The organism is Bacillus sp. JNUCC-21 (assembly GCF_041222765.1).
GTDB classification, from domain to species: domain Bacteria; phylum Bacillota; class Bacilli; order Bacillales; family Bacillaceae; genus Bacillus; species Bacillus velezensis.
On record NZ_CP166019.1, the window covers coordinates 2,572,268 to 2,589,387 of the forward strand.

The following is a 17,120-nucleotide window of genomic DNA, read 5'->3' on the forward strand; positions in this document are numbered from 1 at the left end:
AACAATGTCTCAAAAATTTATGAAAAGCGCCGTCATCGTCATTTTGGGCGTATTTATACTTTCAACCCTCCTCTCAGGCATTATGATGTATTTGCGGTAAAAAAGCAGGCGCCTCATTGCAAGGGGGTTTCCTGCTTTTTTATGAGGGCTTTCCGCTCTATTGCGATGTCCTCGAATGAGCGGTTTTCTTTTGTAATCAACACTTTCGTTCCGGGAGGGATAATCCGGAAAATACGGATGACATCCCGGTTTTTCATACGGATGCAGCCGTTTGAAACAAACCCCCCGATCAGCTCTTCTCTGTTTGTTCCGTGAATGCCGTATATCCTGCCGTCGGTGCCTTTCGCGTCAAAACCGATCCAGCGGACGCCGAGCGGGTTTTCCGGCGCGCCTCCCTCTACATTTTTCTTCCGGTAATACGGATTGACGGCTTTGACCGTTACCGTAAATTCTCCTTCAGGCGTCAAATCATCCGTTTTTCCCGTCGCCACCTGATAAATGCCTTCTATTCGGTTATCCTTCACAACAGCAAGCGCATTTGTGGCTTTATTGACGATAATATAAGGGTCACCCGGCAAAGGGTTCGCGCCAAGCGGCCAAAGCGGAGACAGCAGCAGGGCGGCTGACAATAAAAAAAATCGCATGGGCTCCCCTCCTTTTTTCATTAGAATGACCAATGAAAGGAGGACTCATGCGATTGATCCATATGTTTTTTACAGCTTGATGCCTTTGAAATAACTTTTAATCACGAGATATTGTTCCATCTCACCGAGGAGATGGAACAAAGCCGCCCGCGCTTCAAACTCCTCGCGCGTTGCCGGGAGCGGCATTTCTTCAAATTCCGTTCTCATTTCTGCAAGTCTTTTTAAAAATTTATGAGCGGTATTGCCGGGGTGAATGGCTTCCCTTAATTCATGGATGAAATGGGCGATTATTTTGCCCTGCTCCACCGTTATTGAAATAGAGGTAATCTTCGGCAGCAGCCGTTCAATGATTTCAAATTGTTTCTGTCTCATCTTAAAATAATGATAGTAAAGATTTTCATGGCGCAAAATATGATTCTGCACGTCCCGATAGGCGAGGTTTTTCGCCTCTTGAATCATCTGATGCGTCTCCGGTATTTCCTTCCCCGACCAATCTTGCTCACCAGTTAACAAATACCGTTCGATTTCGGCGAAGATGACGGAAAAGTTGTCCTCGATTTTTTTCCGGTACGCCGCGAGTTTTCTGTCGAGGCTCGGCATATACAGATTCATTAACAGCGCGACGCCGATACCTACGGTAATCAGCTGGAACTCATTCCAGATAAACGCCATCGTAATGCCGCCGGACATATATAAATGAAGAATGATTACTGAGCTGGTGACGATCCCTTCGTTTATTTTTAAAACGACTGTAGTCGGAATGAACAGCACCAGCAATATTCCGATCGCAAACGGGTAATAGCCGATCAGCCCGAAAAAGACATATGAGAAGACGATCGCCAATAAACAGGCGGCAAATCGGGCCCACGAGGCCTGAAGCGACCGCTTTTGCGTAATCTGGATGCACAATATGGTGATGATTCCTGCGGATGCGAAGTTTTGCAGATGCAACAGCTGGGCTAAATAAATGGCCAGCGCCGTTCCAAGTGCGGTCTTTAGTGTGCGGTAACCGATTTTAAACATTGCTTGCTCCATTCTGTTTGTTTCTTTCTCAAAAAAAAGAAGAAGAGCATTCTTCTTCTTTTCTTCCAGTTATATTTTATAATATTTTTTCTAAAAAGTCCTGTGCTCTTTTTGACTTCGGAGAAAGAAAAAATTCTTCCGGCTGCCCGTCTTCCACGATCGTCCCTTCATCCATGAATAATACGCGGTCTGCCACTTCTTTGGCAAATCCCATTTCGTGCGTTACGATCACCATCGTCATGCCCGTCTGCGCGAGCTCTTTCATCACCTCAAGAACTTCTTTGACCATTTCCGGGTCAAGAGCCGAGGTCGGTTCATCAAACAGCATGATGTCAGGATTCATGGCAAGCGCCCGCGCGATGGCGACCCGCTGCTTCTGTCCGCCTGACAAACGGTTCGGATAGTCGTTCCGTTTGTCAAGCAGTCCGACTTTTTCAAGGAGGGCGCACGCCTTTTCCTCCGCCTCCTTTTTAGACTCTTTCTTCACGCTGACTGGCGCGTATGTGATATTTTCAAGCACCGTTTTATGAGGAAACAAATGAAAATGCTGAAATACCATGCCGATATTTTCCCGCACTTTCAGTTTATTCGTTTTAGCTGCGGTAATTTCATTTTCTTTAATGGCAATCGTTCCGCCGCTCGGGGTTTCCAGCAGATTTAAGCAGCGCAGAAACGTTGATTTGCCGGAACCGGAAGGGCCGATGACAGCGACGACTTCCCCTTCTTCGATCTGTGTTGAAATGTTTTTCAGTACTTCATGTTTCCCGAATGATTTTGACAGGTTGTCGACCTTAATCATTGGCTTTCAGCTTCCTTTCTACGCCTTTTCCGATGAATGCTAAGATCAAAACGAGCACGTAATAGATTAAGCCCGCCACAATAAGAGGTTCTAAATAGTTGTATGTTGCGGCGCCGGACTGGTAGGCCCGTCTCATAATGTCGCCAAGACCGATAACTGTGACGATCGCCGATTCTTTCGTTAAGGTGATTAATTCGTTAATAATAGCCGGAGAAATGTTTTTAAACGCCTGCGGCAGCAGCAGATCTTTCATCATTTTTCCGTACGGCACGCCGAGAGCGACGGCAGCCTCTTTTTGTCCTTTGTCAATTGCGTTGATTCCCGCTCTGATAATTTCAGAGACGTAAGCGGCTGAATTGAGCGATAATGCGGTGACCGCCGCCCAAAATTGATCGATCTGAAAGCCCAGAAGCTGCGGCATACCGAAATAGATGATCATCAGCTGCAGCACGAGCGGCGTGCCGCGGAATATCGAAGTATAAAAATCCGCAATCCATTTCAGCGGACTGATCGTGCTGATTTTAAATAAGCTGAGCACGATGCCTAATACAAGACCGATGACCGCTGAAACGAGCACAATTTTTAATGTGACCGCAAGGCCTTCCAATATAAAAGGAATTTGGGGGATTGTCGCTGAGAAATCCAAATTCATACGTGTGATCTCCTTTGTCTTTATTCAAGATAAAAAGCTCAACGAAAAGTTGAGCTTTCTTTTATTTCTCGTTGGTGAACCATTTTTTCTTCAGTTTTTCGATTTCTCCGTTTTTCTCCATTTCTTTCAGCGCTTTGTTGAACTTCGCTGTCAGATCACTGTCTTTGCGGAACGCAATCGCGGAACCCGATTCCTCTGATTTCGCATCTGCTGACGCAAAGCCCTGCAGATCTTGATTTGAACTGAAATAGCCTTGTGCTACGATGTCTTCGATAATCGCGGCATCAAAACGCCCGGATTTGATCTCTTCGGTTAAGTCTGAGATCCGGTTGCGGTCTTCGAGCTGAAAACCGTATTTCGAAGCGAGCTTCTTGCCTTTTTCCTCTTGAATGGAGCCGAGCTGAACACCGACGGTTTTGCCTTTCAGATCATTCAAGGATTTAATGCTGCTTCCCTTTTTCGTAACGATCATATTGTTAGCAGTATAATAAATATCAGAAAAATCAACTTGCTTTTTCCGTTCCGGCGTAGGTGTCATTCCAGATAATATCATATCTACCTGCTTGGACTTCAAGGCTGTAATCAGGCTGTTGAAGTCCATGTCCTGCACCTCAACGTCATAGCCGGTCTTTTTGCCCAGAGCTTTTGCCAGATCAACGTCAAACCCGGTGATCTGATCGCCGTCTTTATATTCAAATGGTTTATAGTCAGCCGATGTACCCATAATCAGCTTGTTCTTTCCGCCTTCTGAGCCTGAATTGCCTGATCCGCAGGCGGACAGCGCAAAGGTGATACATGCGGCAGCTAATACCAACAGCCATTTCTTCATGATTCATTTCCCCCATATCTACTGATCTCTTAAATTTGAATATTTATTCGTTAACTTGTATTTTAAACACTTTTTAATTGTGATGCAATACTATTTTTGAAAAATATATTTTCCTCTCTGTGTTTATTATAGTCATTGTTTTTCAGGTTAGTGACAGCTGAACGCCGATGTATAAATATTTATATTTATACAGATGCCATATAAAAAAACCCCGCAAGCGCTTGGCTCCGGGGTTTTTCTTTCACTTATACTTCTTCACAATATTCTTCAAATGCTTCCTGCAGTTTTGTGACGACGGCCATCGGCTCATGGCCTTCAATTTCATGGCGTTCCACCATTTTCATGATTTTCCCGTCTTTTAAAATGGCAAATGACGGAGAGGACGGCGGATAGCCTTCAAAGTATTCTCTCGCTTTGGCTGTCGCTTCTTTATCCTGTCCGGCAAATACCGTCACAAGCTGATCCGGGCGTTTATCGTAATGTACGGAATGGTACGCGGCAGGCCGTGCAATACCGCCTGCGCATCCGCACACAGAGTTGACCATGACGAGTGTCGTTCCTTTTTTCGAAAGCGCTTCGTCCACTTCCTCAGCGGTTTTCAGCTCTGTATACCCGGCGGCCGTGATTTCCTGGCGGGCTTGACGCACGACATCATTCATAAATAAATTAAAATCCATATTCAACTGGGACCTCTCCTTTTTGATCATCTCTTCTTATGATAGCAAGGAACCTCCCTATCGGCAAATGACACCGCTCATATCCAATTGTTTTTTGTCCCTTTTATGTTCCCGATGTAAGTTTATGACCCTTTAAAAACGGGAAACTTGTTAAGGAGATTGTCTGAAATAAAGGAGCAGTCATATGAGCCAACGGAAAGCAGTTTTAATTTATAACGGAAACGCCGGTCAAAAACAGATTGATAAAACGCTCGGCACGGTCGTCCCCATTTTGGCCCAGTCAGCTGATGAACTTTTGATTAAACCGACCAAACATCAGGATGATGCCCGTCAGTATTGTGAAAATCTCGACAGTTCAGTTGACCATTTATATATTTTAGGCGGAGACGGCACTGTGCATCAATGCATCAACAGCATCAGCAAGCTTGATCACAGACCCGCTGTCGGCATTTTGCCGGGAGGAACGTGCAACGATTTCTCACGGGCGCTCGGCATCCCGCAAAACCTTCAAAAGGCCGCTGAAGCGCTCGCGGCCGGACATAAACGGATGATTGACGTCTGTAAAACGGATGACGGCTATTTTCTGAACTTCTGGGGCATCGGACTGATCACCGAAGCATCAAGCCATATTAATGAAACTGAAAAAGCATGGCTTGGTAAAATCAGCTACTTCACGAGCGCCTTGCGGACGATGACAAGCGCGAACCCGTTTCCTGTCAAATTGACGATTGACGGCGAGGTGAAAGAAGACGAAGCCGTAATGGTGCTTGTCATGAACGGGCATTATATCGGGACAAACAGAGTTCCCCTGCCTGATGCCAGCCTCCAGGACGGCTTAGCCGATGTGTTAATCTGCCGCAACACAAGCCTTGCCGCGCTGCGGGAGCTGATGACGATGGAGCAGGGTTCGTTTGATGATTTCAAAGGGGAGCTGTCCTATATTCAGGCCTCCAGGATTGAAATCGAAACCGCACGTGAGATGGACGCGGATACAGATGGCGAGGTATACGGAACAACACCTTGTACGATCGAAGTGAAAAAACATCATCTCACTATGCTTGTTCCCGAGGATTCACAATGAAAATAAAAAAGCTCCTTTTGCCGCCCGGGCAAAAGGAGTTTTTTTAATAGACGGAAGTATGTTCATCAATGTTTTCTAAGATCTCTTTGACGCGTCCGAGGAATCGGCCGCACACGAGCCCGTCGAGCACTCTGTGATCTAAAGACAGGCAAAGATTAACCATATCACGAACGGCGATCATCCCATTATTCATGACAACCGGACGTTTGACGATAGATTCTACCTGAAGAATCGCCGCCTGCGGATGGTTGATAATGCCCATAGATTGAACTGAGCCGAAAGATCCCGTGTTATTGACGGTAAATGTGCCGCCCTGCATATCTTCCGCGGTAAGTTTTCCGTTTCTCACTTTTTTCGCAAGATCCGTTATTTCTCTGGCTATGCCTTTAATCGTTTTTTCATCAGCATGCTTAATAACCGGAACAAACAGCGAATCTTCCGTGGCAACGGCAATGGAGATGTTGATGTCTTTCTTTTGGACGATTTTGTCCCCCGCCCACATGCTGTTCATCTGCGGGAACTCTTTGAGAGCCTGCGCCGCCGCTTTTACAAAGAAAGCGAAAAACGTTAAATTGAAGCCTTCTTTCTGTTTAAATGAGTCTTTAATGCTGTTTCTGTACGCCGTCATGTTCGTGACGTCGACTTCCATCATCGTCCAGGCATGCGGAATTTCTGTTTTGCTTTTATGCATATTGGCGGCGATGGCTTTTCTGACGCCTGTAACCGGAATTTCAATATCACCGGCTGACAGAGCGGGTTGCGGCGCTTGTTTTTGCTGTTGTTTCGGCGCTTGTTGCGTTGTTTGAACGGCAGCCGGCGCCGGTGCTTCCGACTTCTGCTTCATTCCCGAATCAATGATCTTTTGAATATCTTTTCGCGTAATTCTTCCGCCTGCACCCGTTCCTTCAACTTCTTCAAGCTGAATGCCGTGTTCTCCCGCTAATCTGAGCACGGCCGGCGAATAACGCGCTTTATTTGACTGATCTTTACCTTGACGGTTTGCACCGGTGTCTGAAGGGGTATTCTGCTCTTCTTCCCGCTTCGGCGCCACTTCGGTTTCCGTTTCTTCTGTTTCAATTTTGCAGATGATCTCGCCGACTGCAAGAGTCTGGCCTTCTTCTCCTACAAGTTCTCTAATCGTACCGGTAAAAGAAGACGGCACCTCCGCGTTCACTTTATCTGTCATGACCTCCGCGATGGGGTCATATTTATTCACTTGATCACCGGGGGATACCAGCCACTTGCTGATCGTCCCTTCCGTCACGCTCTCTCCGAGCTGAGGCATAGCCATTTGTTCAATCGCCATGTCAAAAACCTCCTTACGTCTTTAAAACTCCGCTAATTCTCTCATCGCGGCTTCTGCTTTGTCAGAATTCATCATGAAGTATTTTTCCATTGTCGGCGCATAAGGCATTGCCGGAACGTCAGGACCTGCAAGCCGCTTGATCGGCGCGTCTAAATCAAATAAGCAGTTTTCAGAAATAATGGCGGCGACCTCGCTCATAATACCGCCTTCTTTCGTATCTTCTGTGATCAGCAATACTTTTCCTGTTTTAGACGCGGCTTCAATGATGGCTTCTTTATCTAACGGATAAACCGTACGCAAGTCTAATACGTGTGCGGAAATTCCGTCTTTTTCAAGGCGCTCGGCAGCCTGCAGAGCAAAATGGACGCATAATCCGTACGTAATAACAGTAATGTCGCTGCCTTCGCGTTTTACATCCGCCTTTCCGATCGGAAGGACGTAATCATCCGCAGGGACTTCGCCTTTAATCAGACGGTACGCCCTCTTATGTTCGAAAAACAGCACCGGATCTTCGTCACGGACTGCAGCTTTCAACAGCCCTTTTGCGTCATAAGGAGTTGAAGGCATGACAATTTTAAGGCCCGGCTGGTTGGCAAAAATAGCCTCCACAGATTGGGAATGATACAACGCGCCGTGCACGCCGCCGCCATAAGGCGCTCTGATGACCATCGGACAGCTCCAATCATTGTTTGAACGGTAGCGTATTTTTGCCGCTTCTGAAATGATTTGGTTGACCGCAGGCAGAATGAAATCGGCAAACTGCATCTCGGCAATCGGGCGCATGCCGTACATCGCGGCGCCGATGCCGACACCGGCAATCGCTGATTCAGCAAGCGGCGTATCCATCACCCGCTCTTCTCCGAACTGTTCATAGAGACCCGCCGTGGCTTTAAACACGCCGCCTTTTCTCCCGACGTCTTCCCCGAGAACAAACACGCGCGGATCTCTTTCCATTTCTTCTTTCATTGCTGCATTAATACTGTCAATATAAGACATTACAGACATAAGTATTCCTCCCTACTTCGCATAAACGTGATCAAGCGTTGATTCAGGAGATGCGTATGGCGCTTTCTCCGCTTCGTCTGTCGCTTCGTTTACGATAGCCATGATGTCATCCAGCATGGTCTTTTCTTCTTCTTCACCTAGAAGCCCGGCTTCTTGCAAGTATGCTTTGTATAAAAGAAGCGGATCTTGTTTCTTTGCTTCTTCTACTTCTTCGCGTTCTCTGTAGCTGCTGTCGTCGTCATCACTGGAATGCGGCGTCAAACGGTAGGAAACCGTTTCTATTAATGTAGGGCCTTCGCCTTTAGACGCCCGTTCGCGCGCTTCTTTTACGACCCGGTAAACTTCCAGCAGGTCGTTTCCGTCAACAGTGACTCCCGGCATGCCGTAGCCTGCCGCCCGGTCGGATATTTTCTCGCACGCCACCTGTCTGTCATACGGGACAGAAATAGCATACTTATTGTTTTCACACATGAAAATGACCGGCAGTTTATACACGGCGGCAAAGTTTGCCCCTTCGTGAAAATCCCCCTGGTTGGAAGATCCTTCTCCAAAGGTAACGAAAGAGACGATATCCTTTTTATCCATGCGTCCCGCAAGCGCGATTCCGACTGCATGAGGAACCTGCGTCGTAACAGGGGATGAGCCCGTTACGATTCTGTTTTCCTTTTGCCCGAAGTGGCCCGGCATCTGCCTTCCGCCTGAGTTCGGGTCAGCTGCTTTCGCAAAACCCGACATCATCAAATCCTTTGCAGTCATACCGAATGCAAGTACAACCCCTATATCTCTGTAGTACGGAAGCACATAGTCGGTATCACGGTTTAAGGCATAGGCCGCGCCTACTTGCGCCGCTTCCTGTCCTTGACATGAAACAACGAACGGAATTTTGCCCGAGCGGTTTAAGAGCCACATTCTTTCGTCGATTTTTCTGGCTAACAGCATGGTTCTATACATTTCAACGGCTTCTTCGTCAGAGAGCCCTAATGCTTGATGGCGGTTTGTAGTCATTCAAACCCCTCCTTCTTTCCTTTTAAAAATGAATCGCGTTTCCGTCTGCGGCTAACGCAGCTTCTCCAATCGCTTCTGACAGCGACGGATGCGGATGTATGGACTGGCCGATTTCCCAAGGCGTCGCGTCGAGCACCTTGGCAAGCCCCGCTTCAGAGATCATATCGGTGACGTGCGGGCCGATCATATGAACACCGAGAATATCATCTGTATTCCGATCGGCGACGATTTTGACAAAGCCGTCGTTTTCTCCGTATACAAGAGCCTTTCCGATCGCCATGAACGGAAACTTCCCGATCTTCAGTTCATGCCCTTTTCGAAGAGCTTCCTCTTCTGTCAGACCGACGCTCGCCGCTTCCGGATTTGAATAAATACATTTCGGCACAAGAGCGGCATCAAGCGGAGCCGGATTAAGACCCGCCATATGCTCAACGGCAATGATGCCCTCACGGGAGGCCACATGCGCAAGCTGCAGCCCGCCGACAACATCACCGATCGCATAAATGTGCGATTCCTTCGTCTGCCCGGCTTCGTTCACGATGATAGAACCGTTTTCCGCTTCAATATCCGTGTTTTCAAGCCCGATCCCTTCAATGTTCGGCTGGCGGCCGATGGAAACAAGCATTTGTTCCGCGTGATACGTTTCTTTTTTTCCATTCTTTTCAGCGGCAATTGAAACGCCGTCCGCTTTTTCCAATGTATCCGGAAGCACTTTCGCACCCGTCACGATCTTAATTCCTTTTTTCGTTAACAGTTTTTCCATCTCGCTTGAAATATCACGGTCTTCCGTCGGCAAAATGCGGTCCGCATATTCAATCACAGTGATATTGACGCCGAAATCCTTCAGCATGGATGCCCATTCAATTCCGATGACACCGCCGCCGACGATCATCATGGAGTGGGGCAGACGTTCAAGCTCTAACGCTTCATCTGATGTCAGAATATATGTACCGTCTGCTTCTAAACCCGGCAGCATTTTCGGCCTTGAACCGGTTGCGATAATCAATTGTTTCGGTATCAGCATGTCATTTTCTTCACCATTTGCGTATTCGACTGAAACCGTACCGGGAAGAGGTGAGAAGATGGAAGGGCCGAGCATACGTCCGTACCCGTTGAATACATCAATCTTCCCCTTTTTCATCAAGTGGGCGACACCGCCGGCCAGCCGGTCAACGATTCCCTGCTTTCGTTTTTGCACGCTGTCAAAGCGGAGGGAGACACCTTCCGTTTCAATGCCGAATGCTGCCGCTTCCTTTGCGGTTCGGTACACTTCCGCGCTTCTTAACAGCGCTTTACTCGGGATACATCCTTTATGCAAGCATGTTCCGCCAAGCTTTTCTTTTTCTACAACGGCCGTTTTTAAGCCGAGCTGGACCGCTCTGATGGCGGCTACATAGCCGCCCGTGCCGCCGCCCAGAATGACCACATCATACTCAGTCGCCATTTGTTTTCACTCCTTCGCCGATCTGATATTGCTTTGACTGCTCCTCACCGGCTAAAACCCGAAGCGCGCCTTGCGCGAGAGATTGCAGTTCATTTTCTCCCGGGTACACCAGTACATCCGAAATCCAATCTATGTACGATTTGATGGCGGATACGAAACTTTTCCCGTACGCCAATCCGCCCGTCAGGACGATAATGTCTACTTTTCCTTTTAAAACGGCGCTTGCCGCCCCGATTTCTTTTGCTACTTGATAAGCCATGGCGTCATAAATGAGACGCGCGTTTTCATCGCCGGCCTGAATGCGTTTTTCCACCTTCACCGCGTCCGTTGTCCCCAGGTAGCCGGAGAGTCCGCCCGTGCCGACAAGTTTTTTCATCATATCGGCTTTTGAATACTTGCCGGAAAAACACATTTCTACCAAATCACCCGCCGGAACAGTTCCCGCGCGCTCCGGGCTGAAGGGTCCTTCTCCGTGAAGCCCGTTGTTGACATCCGTCACCCGTCCGCAATCATGGACACCGACTGTGGTGCCGCCTCCCATATGAGTGACGATCATCTTCATCTGTTCATACCGTTTGCCGAGGGACGCCGCCGCCTGACGGGCAACAGCTTTTTGGTTCAAAGCATGGAAAATGCTTTTCCGCTTGATTTCAGGCATTCCTGATACTTTAGCGAGCGGAGTCATCTCATCCACCACGACCGGATCGACGATATACGCGGGGATATTTAATCCGTCAGCTATTTCCCTGGCAATAATTCCGCCCAGATTAGAAGCATGCTGGCCGTTGTAGCCGTTTTTCAAATCAGTGATCATGGCGTCATTCACTTCATATGTGCCGCCCTCAATCGGTCTGAGCAGGCCGCCTCTGGCACAAACGGCATCGAACTTTGAAATGTTGATGCCCTGTTCGTGCAAAGACTCAAGAATGCTTATTTTTCGAAATTCGTATTGGTCGATGATGCTGTTAAATGTTTTCAGCTCTTCTTCGGGATGCCGCAGCGTCTTTTCAAAGATACAGCGTTCATTGTGAAAGACACCGATTTTCGTTGATGTTGAGCCTGGATTCAGAATGAGAATGCGTTTTTCCTTTTCGAACATTTTCATACCTCCAGATCAAATTCCTATCGTCTGCTTAATATACTTTGGCCGTTTTGCAGAAACTGGCTTCTTGAACGGCGCATGCGCTCAATTCGTTCCTCAGCCAGACGGTCGGCCGCTAAGTATGTCGGAATGCCGTCACGCGCGGAAATATCGAGCACCCGCTCAATGTTTGCATAGATGCCTTCAACCTTTTTCAAAGCCCGCTCAGCATTGTAGCCGTAAAGCTCATCGGCCACATTGATGACCCCGCCTGCATTGATGACATAATCCGGAGCGTACACGATTCCCATTTCATGAATGGTATCGCCGTGACGTGTTTCTTTCAGCTGGTTATTGGCCGCTCCCGCAATGACTTTCGCCTTCAGCTGTTTAATCGTGTCATCGTTAATGACGGCGCCGAGAGCACATGGGGCATAAATATCGCACGCCTGTGAGTAAATGTCGCCGGGATCAACTGCGCGGGCGCCGAAGTCCTCAACGGCACGTTTAACAGATTCTTTATTGATATCCGTTACGATTAAAGAAGCGCCTTCTTCGTGAAGGTGGCGGCATAGATTGTAAGCCACATTTCCCACGCCTTGCACGGCAATTGTTTTACCTTCCAGTGAATCAGTGCCAAACGCCGCTTTCGCTGCGGCTTTCATCCCTTTGTAGACGCCGTACGCCGTAACGGGAGACGGATTTCCTGATGAACCGAATGCCGGAGAAATTCCGGTTACATAGTCTGTTTCATCATGAATGATGTCCATATCTTCAACGGTCGTGCCGACGTCTTCCGCCGTAATATACCTTCCGTTTAAGCCTTGGATGTACCGGCCAAACGCGCGGAACATTTCTTCATTTTTATCTTTGCGCGGGTCTCCGATAATAACAGTTTTCCCGCCGCCTAAGTTTAAACCGGCAGCCGCATTTTTATAAGTCATGCCTTTTGCGAGTCTTAGTGCATCTTCAATCGCCGCTTCTTCACTGTCATATGTCCACATTCTTGTTCCGCCGAGTGCGGGGCCGAGCGTCGTATCATGAATCGCGATGATCGCTTTTAATCCGGATTGTTCATCTTGGCAGAATACCAATTGTTCGTAATCATAAGTCTCCATATATTTAAAAATTTCCATTGGTTCGTTCCTCCTACTGTTCTTGTGATGCGCAAATCGCAAGCGCAATTGAATACAGTTTATTTTCTGCGGTATCCGCTCTGCTCGTTAATGCGATCGGCGCTTTTGCACCGGCGATGACGGCAGCAACACTTGCTTTCGCAAAATAAATCATTGACTTATAAAGCATATTTCCGGCCTCGATTGAAGGAACCAAGAGAATATCCGCCTGGCCCGCTACGCTTCCGGAAATCCCTTTTTGCAGCGCAGCCGCTTGGGATACGGCATTATCCAAAGCAAGCGGTCCGTCCGCAATGCAGCCAGTAATCTGTCCTCTGTTGCACATCTGGACGATCGCAGCCGCGTTCAGCGTCGCCTCCATTTTCGGATTAACCGTTTCAATAGCGGCAAGGACTGCGGCTTTCGGCATAGGGTTCCCTACTGAATGTGCAACGTGAACCGCATTTTGCAGAATATGCCCGAGCTCTTCAAGAGACGGGGCAATGTTCAGCGCTGAATCAGTCACATACATCAGCCGGTCATAGTCCGGCACCTCAAAAACGGCTACATGTGATAACACCCTTTTTGAACGAAGCCCTTCATGGCGGTTTAAAACCGATTTCAGAAGAGTTGAGCTCGGGAGATTCCCTTTCATTAAAACGTCCGCCTCTTGTTCACGCACTGCGCGCACTGCTTTTGCCGCAGATTCTTCGGGTGAATCGGCGTGGATGATTTCAGCATTGAACTTCGGTTCATTTGCCAGAAGCTCTTTCAGCTTTCCGCTGTCACCCGTCAGTAAAAATCGTGCCGACAAGTGTTCTGCCGCCATTTTGACGGCCTGGATCACTTCTTTATCTGCTGCGTGGGCCACTGCAATGGTTTTTGCGTTTTTTGCCGCGGCTTTTTCAACTAGGTCTCTCAGCTTCATTTTGTACCACCTTCCTTGTGCGAATCCGCTTTTAACAATGCAAGTTCCGTGCCAAATATGCGGGAGGGTTTATTCCGGCTTTCTTCAAGAAAACATGCAGCTGTTTGCGCTTTCTCTGCAATTTATTGCATGCCGTCATTTGCAAGGCCGTACTTGTCCATTTTGTAGTACAGATTCCGAATGCTGACACCAAGCGCTTTTGCCGTTTTTGTTCGGTTGAATTTATGCTTTTCAAGCGTTTTTTGAATGACGTGCGCTTCAAATTTTTCAACAGCCTGAGACAGCTTTTCCCCTTCCACATCCGGAAAATCACTTTGGGTGCCGTTTTTTTCATTCAGCTCTGATTCAAAAACAGGCAGGTGCTGCTGTTCGATCCGTTCCATGTGCGGCTCTAAAAATATCATTGCCCGTCCGAGAACATTTTCAAGCTCCCGGACGTTTCCCGGCCAGCTGTAGGCTGATAAAGCTCGCAGCGCGTTCGGCGTGAGCCCCTTTACATTGCGGCCGTAATCCTGATTGATTTTTTCAATAAGCCGAATGCTCAGCGCTTCAATATCTTCTTTGCGCTGCCGAAGCGGCGGGATTGAGATCGGATAGCGGTTAATCCGGTAATACAGGTCTTCACGGAATGCGCCTTCCGCCATGGCCTTTTCGATGTTGACGTTTGTCGCTGCGATAATTCTGACATTGACAGAAATCGCTTTAGCGCCGCCGACTCTGATAATTTCTTTTTCCTGCAGAACTCTGAGCAGCTTTGCCTGGGTGCTTTGGGTCAGCTCTCCGATTTCATCTAAGAAAATGCTGCCGTTATTCGCTTCCTCAAAAAGTCCTTTTTTGCCCCCGCGCCTCGCGCCCGTAAACGCGCCTTCCTCATAGCCGAAAAGCTCGGATTCTAGCAGTGATTCAGACAGGGCCGCACAATTGACCCGGATGAACTTATTGTATTTTCGGTCGCTTTCATTATGGATGGCGTGGGCGAAAAGTTCTTTTCCTGTGCCGGATTCTCCCCGCAGCAGAATCGTCGCCGGCGTTTTCGCCCCGAGCTTCGCCTGTTCAAGGGCGACCAGCATTTGTTCACTCGTGCCGATAATGTCGTCAAACGTATATTTCGCTTCAAGCGTGCGGATGATCTGGCGCGCCCGATTCAGCTCAGCAGTCAGCGTTTTAATTTCTGACACGTCGTGGATGACGCCGACGCTGCCTTTTAAAATACCGTCCACAATAACGGGGGCAACATTTACGATAACATCCTTTTTATTGGGGCCGACCTTCATTCTCACACCCCGCACGGGCCGCCTTGTCCCCAATACTTTCAGGTGCATGCTCTCCCCTTCTGAGATATCGGTGGAAGCGGGTTTTCCGATGACTTCGCTTTCTGACAGCCCGGTCATTTTTGTATACGCTTTGTTGATTAACATTCCGATGCCGTTTTCATCAACGACAGAAATGGCCTCGTCTGATGATTGTATAATCGCTTCAAGCATGGTGCGGATTTGTTTTAAGTTCGTGACCTCTTCCGCCAGTTCAACTGCGTCGGTGATATCTTTAAACACGCATAACGCGCCGAGAAGTTTTCCGCCTTCATCAATGATCGGCAGTCTTGTCGTGACAATCTGCAGATGCTTTCCGAGAAGCTGCTTCTGGTTATATTCCGGCTCTCTCGTTTCCAGAATCCGCGGCAACTTTGTGTTCGGCACTACATCTTTAATTTGGCGGCCGATGACATCCTCCCGTTTTCGGCCGACCATTTTTTCTGCCATCTGATTAAATAAAATGATCGTTTCGTTGACGTCTATAAAAATCATGCCGTCGTGCGTTGAATTAAAAATCCGGTCATGCTTATACGTCTGCGACTTCAGCATTTGGATAAGCTGCTGTTTTTCCTCCATCAGCTGAAACACCATGTACGCCAATTTTCCCGGCATGACGATGGTTTGTTCTTTTTTCTCATGGAGCAGCTCATCCATGACCGCTTTATCGCCTGTTGTATGGATGATAATATCTATATCTTCAGTTATGTAGGGTTTCCAATCTGATGAGGTTGCAATTCCATATCTCCGGGCTTCTTGCAGCCCTTGCGCCTCCGGATCTTGATCAACCACCGCAATAATCCGGATCAGCTTTGTTTTCATCAAAATCTGTAGGAGCGCCGTGCCTCCTTTACCAGCACCTATAATCAGCACCTTCTGCATCCCGATACCCCTTTATATGAAAAAATTTGCACACCTGTATTTCCCGTTGCAATAATTTGCACAACCCCTATGTTACCACGTTTTGATCTCTTGACAAAATATTTTTTCGATTGGACAATAAAGGAAAACATATCGTAAAGGGGTTTTCTGAATATGAGCCGGCTTGTTGCGCTTTTGATTCTGGTCCTCCCCGGCGCTGTCGCGGCGCTCGGCATTAAGCTGATGAGAGATGCATTATTCGGGCATGCGTTTTCCCCGTTTCCGTCCCTTTTTCTTCAGGGGGCGGCCGGATTGGCGTTTTTTTTGTTCGGCCTTTATGTTCTGGCCGGGTTTATTCTGTACAGAGATCGGAAACGCAATCAAGTCAGCCCGCGGTTCAGGAAAAAAAAGCTGTAAAAAAAGCCCTTGCAAAAAAAAGGGCTTTTTCAGTCGTCCGGCAGTATCGTTTTGGCAATGGATTGATCCAGTTCTTCATAGTCATCGTAAGCGATCGTTTCATATAATTCTTTTCTCGTCTGCATATCCGAAAGCCCCTCTTTTTGCGAGCCTTCTTCTTTCAGAAGGCGGAAAATACGCTCAAAAGCCTTGGCCGCCGTTCTGAGTGACGTGACCGGGTAAATGACCATCTGACAGCCCATATCGGAAAATTCATCAGCACTGTAATACGGCGTTTTTCCGAATTCAGTCATGTTTGCGAGAATCGGCACACTGATTTGTTTGGAAAACGCTCTGAATTCACTTTCGGATTGGAGCGCTTCCGGAAAAACAGCGTCAGCACCCGCTTTTATATAAGCGGACGCCCTTTTTAATGCCCCCTCCAATCCTTCCTGCTGTCTGGCGTCTGTTCTCGCAACAACAAGAAGAGTCGGCGCGGCCCGCTTGACCGCTTGGATTTTTTGCGCCATTTCTTCAATCGGCACGAGCTGCTTCCCATTCAGATGTCCGCATTTTTTCGGCAGGCGCTGATCCTCCATCTGGACGGCGGCCGCGCGCGCTTCATACATTTCTTTCGCCGTCCGGGCGGCATTCAGCACTCCTCCGAAACCCGTGTCAATATCGACAAGGACGGGCAGATCAGACGAGCGGACCAGATCTTTAACCCGTTCAGCCATTTCCGCCGACGTGATGATCCCTAAATCGGGAAGCCCTCTGCTCGCCGTGTAAGCCGCGCCTGATAAATAAAGAGCCGAAAACCCCGTTTTCTTGGCGATAAGAGCGGCCATCGCATCGTGAGCGCCGGGGATCTGCAATAGATCCGGCGCTGCCATCAGCGTACGGAACCGCTCTGCAAGCTCCTCTTGAGACGACTGCTTGCTGACGATCCACGTCATGTTTGTCA

18 protein-coding genes are annotated in these 17,120 nt (G+C 48.2%); 3 read left to right on the forward strand and 15 right to left on the reverse strand.

The window, feature by feature from the left end; genetic code table 11:
• Positions 1 to 4 precede the first annotated feature (4 nt).
• Positions 5 to 100, forward strand: coding sequence for a stressosome-associated protein Prli42 (gene prli42 / locus JNUCC21_RS12730; protein WP_007408390.1), 96 nt, complete (start codon positions 5 to 7; stop codon positions 98 to 100).
• 13 nt (positions 101 to 113) lie between these two features.
• Here the strand turns inward: prli42 and JNUCC21_RS12735 are convergent, their stop codons facing one another.
• The 6 genes from JNUCC21_RS12735 to brxB all read right to left on the reverse strand — a co-directional run bounded on the left by JNUCC21_RS12735 (position 114) and on the right by brxB (position 4,630).
• Positions 114 to 644 carry a L,D-transpeptidase gene (locus JNUCC21_RS12735; RefSeq protein WP_003153233.1) on the reverse strand — a complete coding sequence of 177 codons (531 nt, stop codon included), beginning with the start codon at positions 642 to 644 and terminating at the stop codon, positions 114 to 116.
• A 69-nt stretch (positions 645 to 713) separates the two neighbouring features.
• Positions 714 to 1,667: an aromatic acid exporter family protein gene (locus JNUCC21_RS12740; RefSeq protein WP_007408388.1), complete on the reverse strand. Its 954-nt coding sequence runs from the start codon at positions 1,665 to 1,667 to the stop codon at positions 714 to 716.
• Positions 1,668 to 1,743: 76 nt separating this feature from the next.
• Complete coding sequence (locus tag JNUCC21_RS12745) at positions 1,744 to 2,466, reverse strand: amino acid ABC transporter ATP-binding protein (protein ID WP_003153229.1); 723 nt, start codon at positions 2,464 to 2,466, stop codon at positions 1,744 to 1,746.
• On the reverse strand, positions 2,459 to 3,118 hold the full coding sequence (locus JNUCC21_RS12750) for an amino acid ABC transporter permease (RefSeq protein WP_003153227.1): 660 nt from the start codon (positions 3,116 to 3,118) through the stop codon (positions 2,459 to 2,461). The genes JNUCC21_RS12745 and JNUCC21_RS12750 overlap by 8 nt, the downstream gene beginning before the upstream one ends.
• 61 nt (positions 3,119 to 3,179) lie before the next feature.
• Positions 3,180 to 3,947: a transporter substrate-binding domain-containing protein gene (locus tag JNUCC21_RS12755; RefSeq protein WP_098081571.1), complete on the reverse strand. Its 768-nt coding sequence runs from the start codon at positions 3,945 to 3,947 to the stop codon at positions 3,180 to 3,182.
• Between the two features lie 245 nt (positions 3,948 to 4,192).
• Positions 4,193 to 4,630 carry a bacilliredoxin BrxB gene (gene brxB / locus JNUCC21_RS12760; protein WP_003153223.1) on the reverse strand — a complete coding sequence of 146 codons (438 nt, stop codon included), beginning with the start codon at positions 4,628 to 4,630 and terminating at the stop codon, positions 4,193 to 4,195.
• A gap of 178 nt (positions 4,631 to 4,808) precedes the next feature.
• Between brxB and JNUCC21_RS12765 the strand changes: the two genes are divergently transcribed.
• Positions 4,809 to 5,705 (forward strand): YegS/Rv2252/BmrU family lipid kinase, encoded by an 897-nt coding sequence (locus JNUCC21_RS12765; RefSeq protein ID WP_150941303.1) that lies wholly within the window; start codon positions 4,809 to 4,811, stop codon positions 5,703 to 5,705.
• Between the two features lie 43 nt (positions 5,706 to 5,748).
• Here the strand turns inward: JNUCC21_RS12765 and JNUCC21_RS12770 are convergent, their stop codons facing one another.
• The 8 genes from JNUCC21_RS12770 to JNUCC21_RS12805 all read right to left on the reverse strand — a co-directional run bounded on the left by JNUCC21_RS12770 (position 5,749) and on the right by JNUCC21_RS12805 (position 15,781).
• On the reverse strand, positions 5,749 to 7,011 hold the full coding sequence (locus JNUCC21_RS12770; protein ID WP_369878201.1) for a dihydrolipoamide acetyltransferase family protein: 1,263 nt from the start codon (positions 7,009 to 7,011) through the stop codon (positions 5,749 to 5,751).
• 21 nt (positions 7,012 to 7,032) lie between these two features.
• Positions 7,033 to 8,016, reverse strand: coding sequence for a 3-methyl-2-oxobutanoate dehydrogenase subunit beta (gene bfmBAB / locus JNUCC21_RS12775; protein WP_059368141.1), 984 nt, complete (start codon positions 8,014 to 8,016; stop codon positions 7,033 to 7,035).
• A 12-nt stretch (positions 8,017 to 8,028) separates the two neighbouring features.
• Positions 8,029 to 9,021 carry a thiamine pyrophosphate-dependent dehydrogenase E1 component subunit alpha gene (locus JNUCC21_RS12780; RefSeq protein WP_015240177.1) on the reverse strand — a complete coding sequence of 331 codons (993 nt, stop codon included), beginning with the start codon at positions 9,019 to 9,021 and terminating at the stop codon, positions 8,029 to 8,031.
• 22 nt (positions 9,022 to 9,043) lie between these two features.
• Positions 9,044 to 10,465: a dihydrolipoyl dehydrogenase gene (gene lpdA, locus JNUCC21_RS12785; RefSeq protein ID WP_369878203.1), complete on the reverse strand. Its 1,422-nt coding sequence runs from the start codon at positions 10,463 to 10,465 to the stop codon at positions 9,044 to 9,046.
• Positions 10,455 to 11,570 carry a butyrate kinase gene (gene buk / locus JNUCC21_RS12790; RefSeq protein ID WP_095532169.1) on the reverse strand — a complete coding sequence of 372 codons (1,116 nt, stop codon included), beginning with the start codon at positions 11,568 to 11,570 and terminating at the stop codon, positions 10,455 to 10,457. Before buk ends, lpdA begins: the two co-directional genes overlap by 11 nt.
• A 17-nt stretch (positions 11,571 to 11,587) precedes the next feature.
• Positions 11,588 to 12,682 (reverse strand): branched-chain amino acid dehydrogenase, encoded by a 1,095-nt coding sequence (bcd, locus tag JNUCC21_RS12795; RefSeq protein ID WP_003153209.1) that lies wholly within the window; start codon positions 12,680 to 12,682, stop codon positions 11,588 to 11,590.
• 13 nt (positions 12,683 to 12,695) lie between these two features.
• Positions 12,696 to 13,589 carry a phosphate butyryltransferase gene (yqiS, locus tag JNUCC21_RS12800; protein ID WP_039063302.1) on the reverse strand — a complete coding sequence of 298 codons (894 nt, stop codon included), beginning with the start codon at positions 13,587 to 13,589 and terminating at the stop codon, positions 12,696 to 12,698.
• A 122-nt stretch (positions 13,590 to 13,711) separates the two neighbouring features.
• The gene (locus JNUCC21_RS12805; RefSeq protein ID WP_007612462.1) at positions 13,712 to 15,781 is read right to left on the reverse strand and encodes a sigma-54-dependent Fis family transcriptional regulator; all 2,070 of its coding nucleotides are present in this window, start codon (positions 15,779 to 15,781) and stop codon (positions 13,712 to 13,714) included.
• A 153-nt stretch (positions 15,782 to 15,934) separates the two neighbouring features.
• Between JNUCC21_RS12805 and JNUCC21_RS12810 the strand changes: the two genes are divergently transcribed.
• Positions 15,935 to 16,177, forward strand: coding sequence for a DUF2627 domain-containing protein (locus tag JNUCC21_RS12810; RefSeq protein WP_007408378.1), 243 nt, complete (start codon positions 15,935 to 15,937; stop codon positions 16,175 to 16,177).
• A gap of 29 nt (positions 16,178 to 16,206) precedes the next feature.
• Here JNUCC21_RS12810 and prpB read toward each other — a convergent pair whose 3' ends face one another.
• Positions 16,207 to 17,112, reverse strand: a complete 906-nt coding sequence (prpB, locus tag JNUCC21_RS12815; protein ID WP_015417790.1) for a methylisocitrate lyase — start codon at positions 17,110 to 17,112, stop codon at positions 16,207 to 16,209.
• Positions 17,113 to 17,120 lie beyond the last annotated feature (8 nt).

Excerpts from the sequence above, each read along its gene's own strand:
- prli42 (WP_007408390.1), top strand. The coding sequence starts at position 5 with ATGTCTCAAAAATTTATGAAAAGCGCCGTCATCGTCATTTTGGGCGTA.
- JNUCC21_RS12765 (WP_150941303.1), top strand. The coding sequence starts at position 4,809 with ATGAGCCAACGGAAAGCAGTTTTAATTTATAACGGAAACGCCGGTCAA.
- JNUCC21_RS12750 (WP_003153227.1), bottom strand. The coding sequence starts at position 3,118 with ATGAATTTGGATTTCTCAGCGACAATCCCCCAAATTCCTTTTATATTG.
- JNUCC21_RS12740 (WP_007408388.1), bottom strand. The coding sequence starts at position 1,667 with ATGTTTAAAATCGGTTACCGCACACTAAAGACCGCACTTGGAACGGCG.
- JNUCC21_RS12735 (WP_003153233.1), bottom strand. The coding sequence starts at position 644 with ATGCGATTTTTTTTATTGTCAGCCGCCCTGCTGCTGTCTCCGCTTTGG.
- bfmBAB (WP_059368141.1), bottom strand. The coding sequence starts at position 8,016 with ATGTCTGTAATGTCTTATATTGACAGTATTAATGCAGCAATGAAAGAA.
- prpB (WP_015417790.1), bottom strand. The coding sequence starts at position 17,112 with ATGACGTGGATCGTCAGCAAGCAGTCGTCTCAAGAGGAGCTTGCAGAG.
- JNUCC21_RS12770 (WP_369878201.1), bottom strand. The coding sequence starts at position 7,011 with ATGGCGATTGAACAAATGGCTATGCCTCAGCTCGGAGAGAGCGTGACG.
- JNUCC21_RS12810 (WP_007408378.1), top strand. The coding sequence starts at position 15,935 with ATGAGCCGGCTTGTTGCGCTTTTGATTCTGGTCCTCCCCGGCGCTGTC.
- buk (WP_095532169.1), bottom strand. The coding sequence starts at position 11,570 with ATGAAAATGTTCGAAAAGGAAAAACGCATTCTCATTCTGAATCCAGGC.
- JNUCC21_RS12745 (WP_003153229.1), bottom strand. The coding sequence starts at position 2,466 with ATGATTAAGGTCGACAACCTGTCAAAATCATTCGGGAAACATGAAGTA.
- JNUCC21_RS12780 (WP_015240177.1), bottom strand. The coding sequence starts at position 9,021 with ATGACTACAAACCGCCATCAAGCATTAGGGCTCTCTGACGAAGAAGCC.
- yqiS (WP_039063302.1), bottom strand. The coding sequence starts at position 13,589 with ATGAAGCTGAGAGACCTAGTTGAAAAAGCCGCGGCAAAAAACGCAAAA.
- lpdA (WP_369878203.1), bottom strand. The coding sequence starts at position 10,465 with ATGGCGACTGAGTATGATGTGGTCATTCTGGGCGGCGGCACGGGCGGC.
- bcd (WP_003153209.1), bottom strand. The coding sequence starts at position 12,682 with ATGGAAATTTTTAAATATATGGAGACTTATGATTACGAACAATTGGTA.
- JNUCC21_RS12805 (WP_007612462.1), bottom strand. The coding sequence starts at position 15,781 with ATGCAGAAGGTGCTGATTATAGGTGCTGGTAAAGGAGGCACGGCGCTC.
- JNUCC21_RS12755 (WP_098081571.1), bottom strand. The coding sequence starts at position 3,947 with ATGAAGAAATGGCTGTTGGTATTAGCTGCCGCATGTATCACCTTTGCG.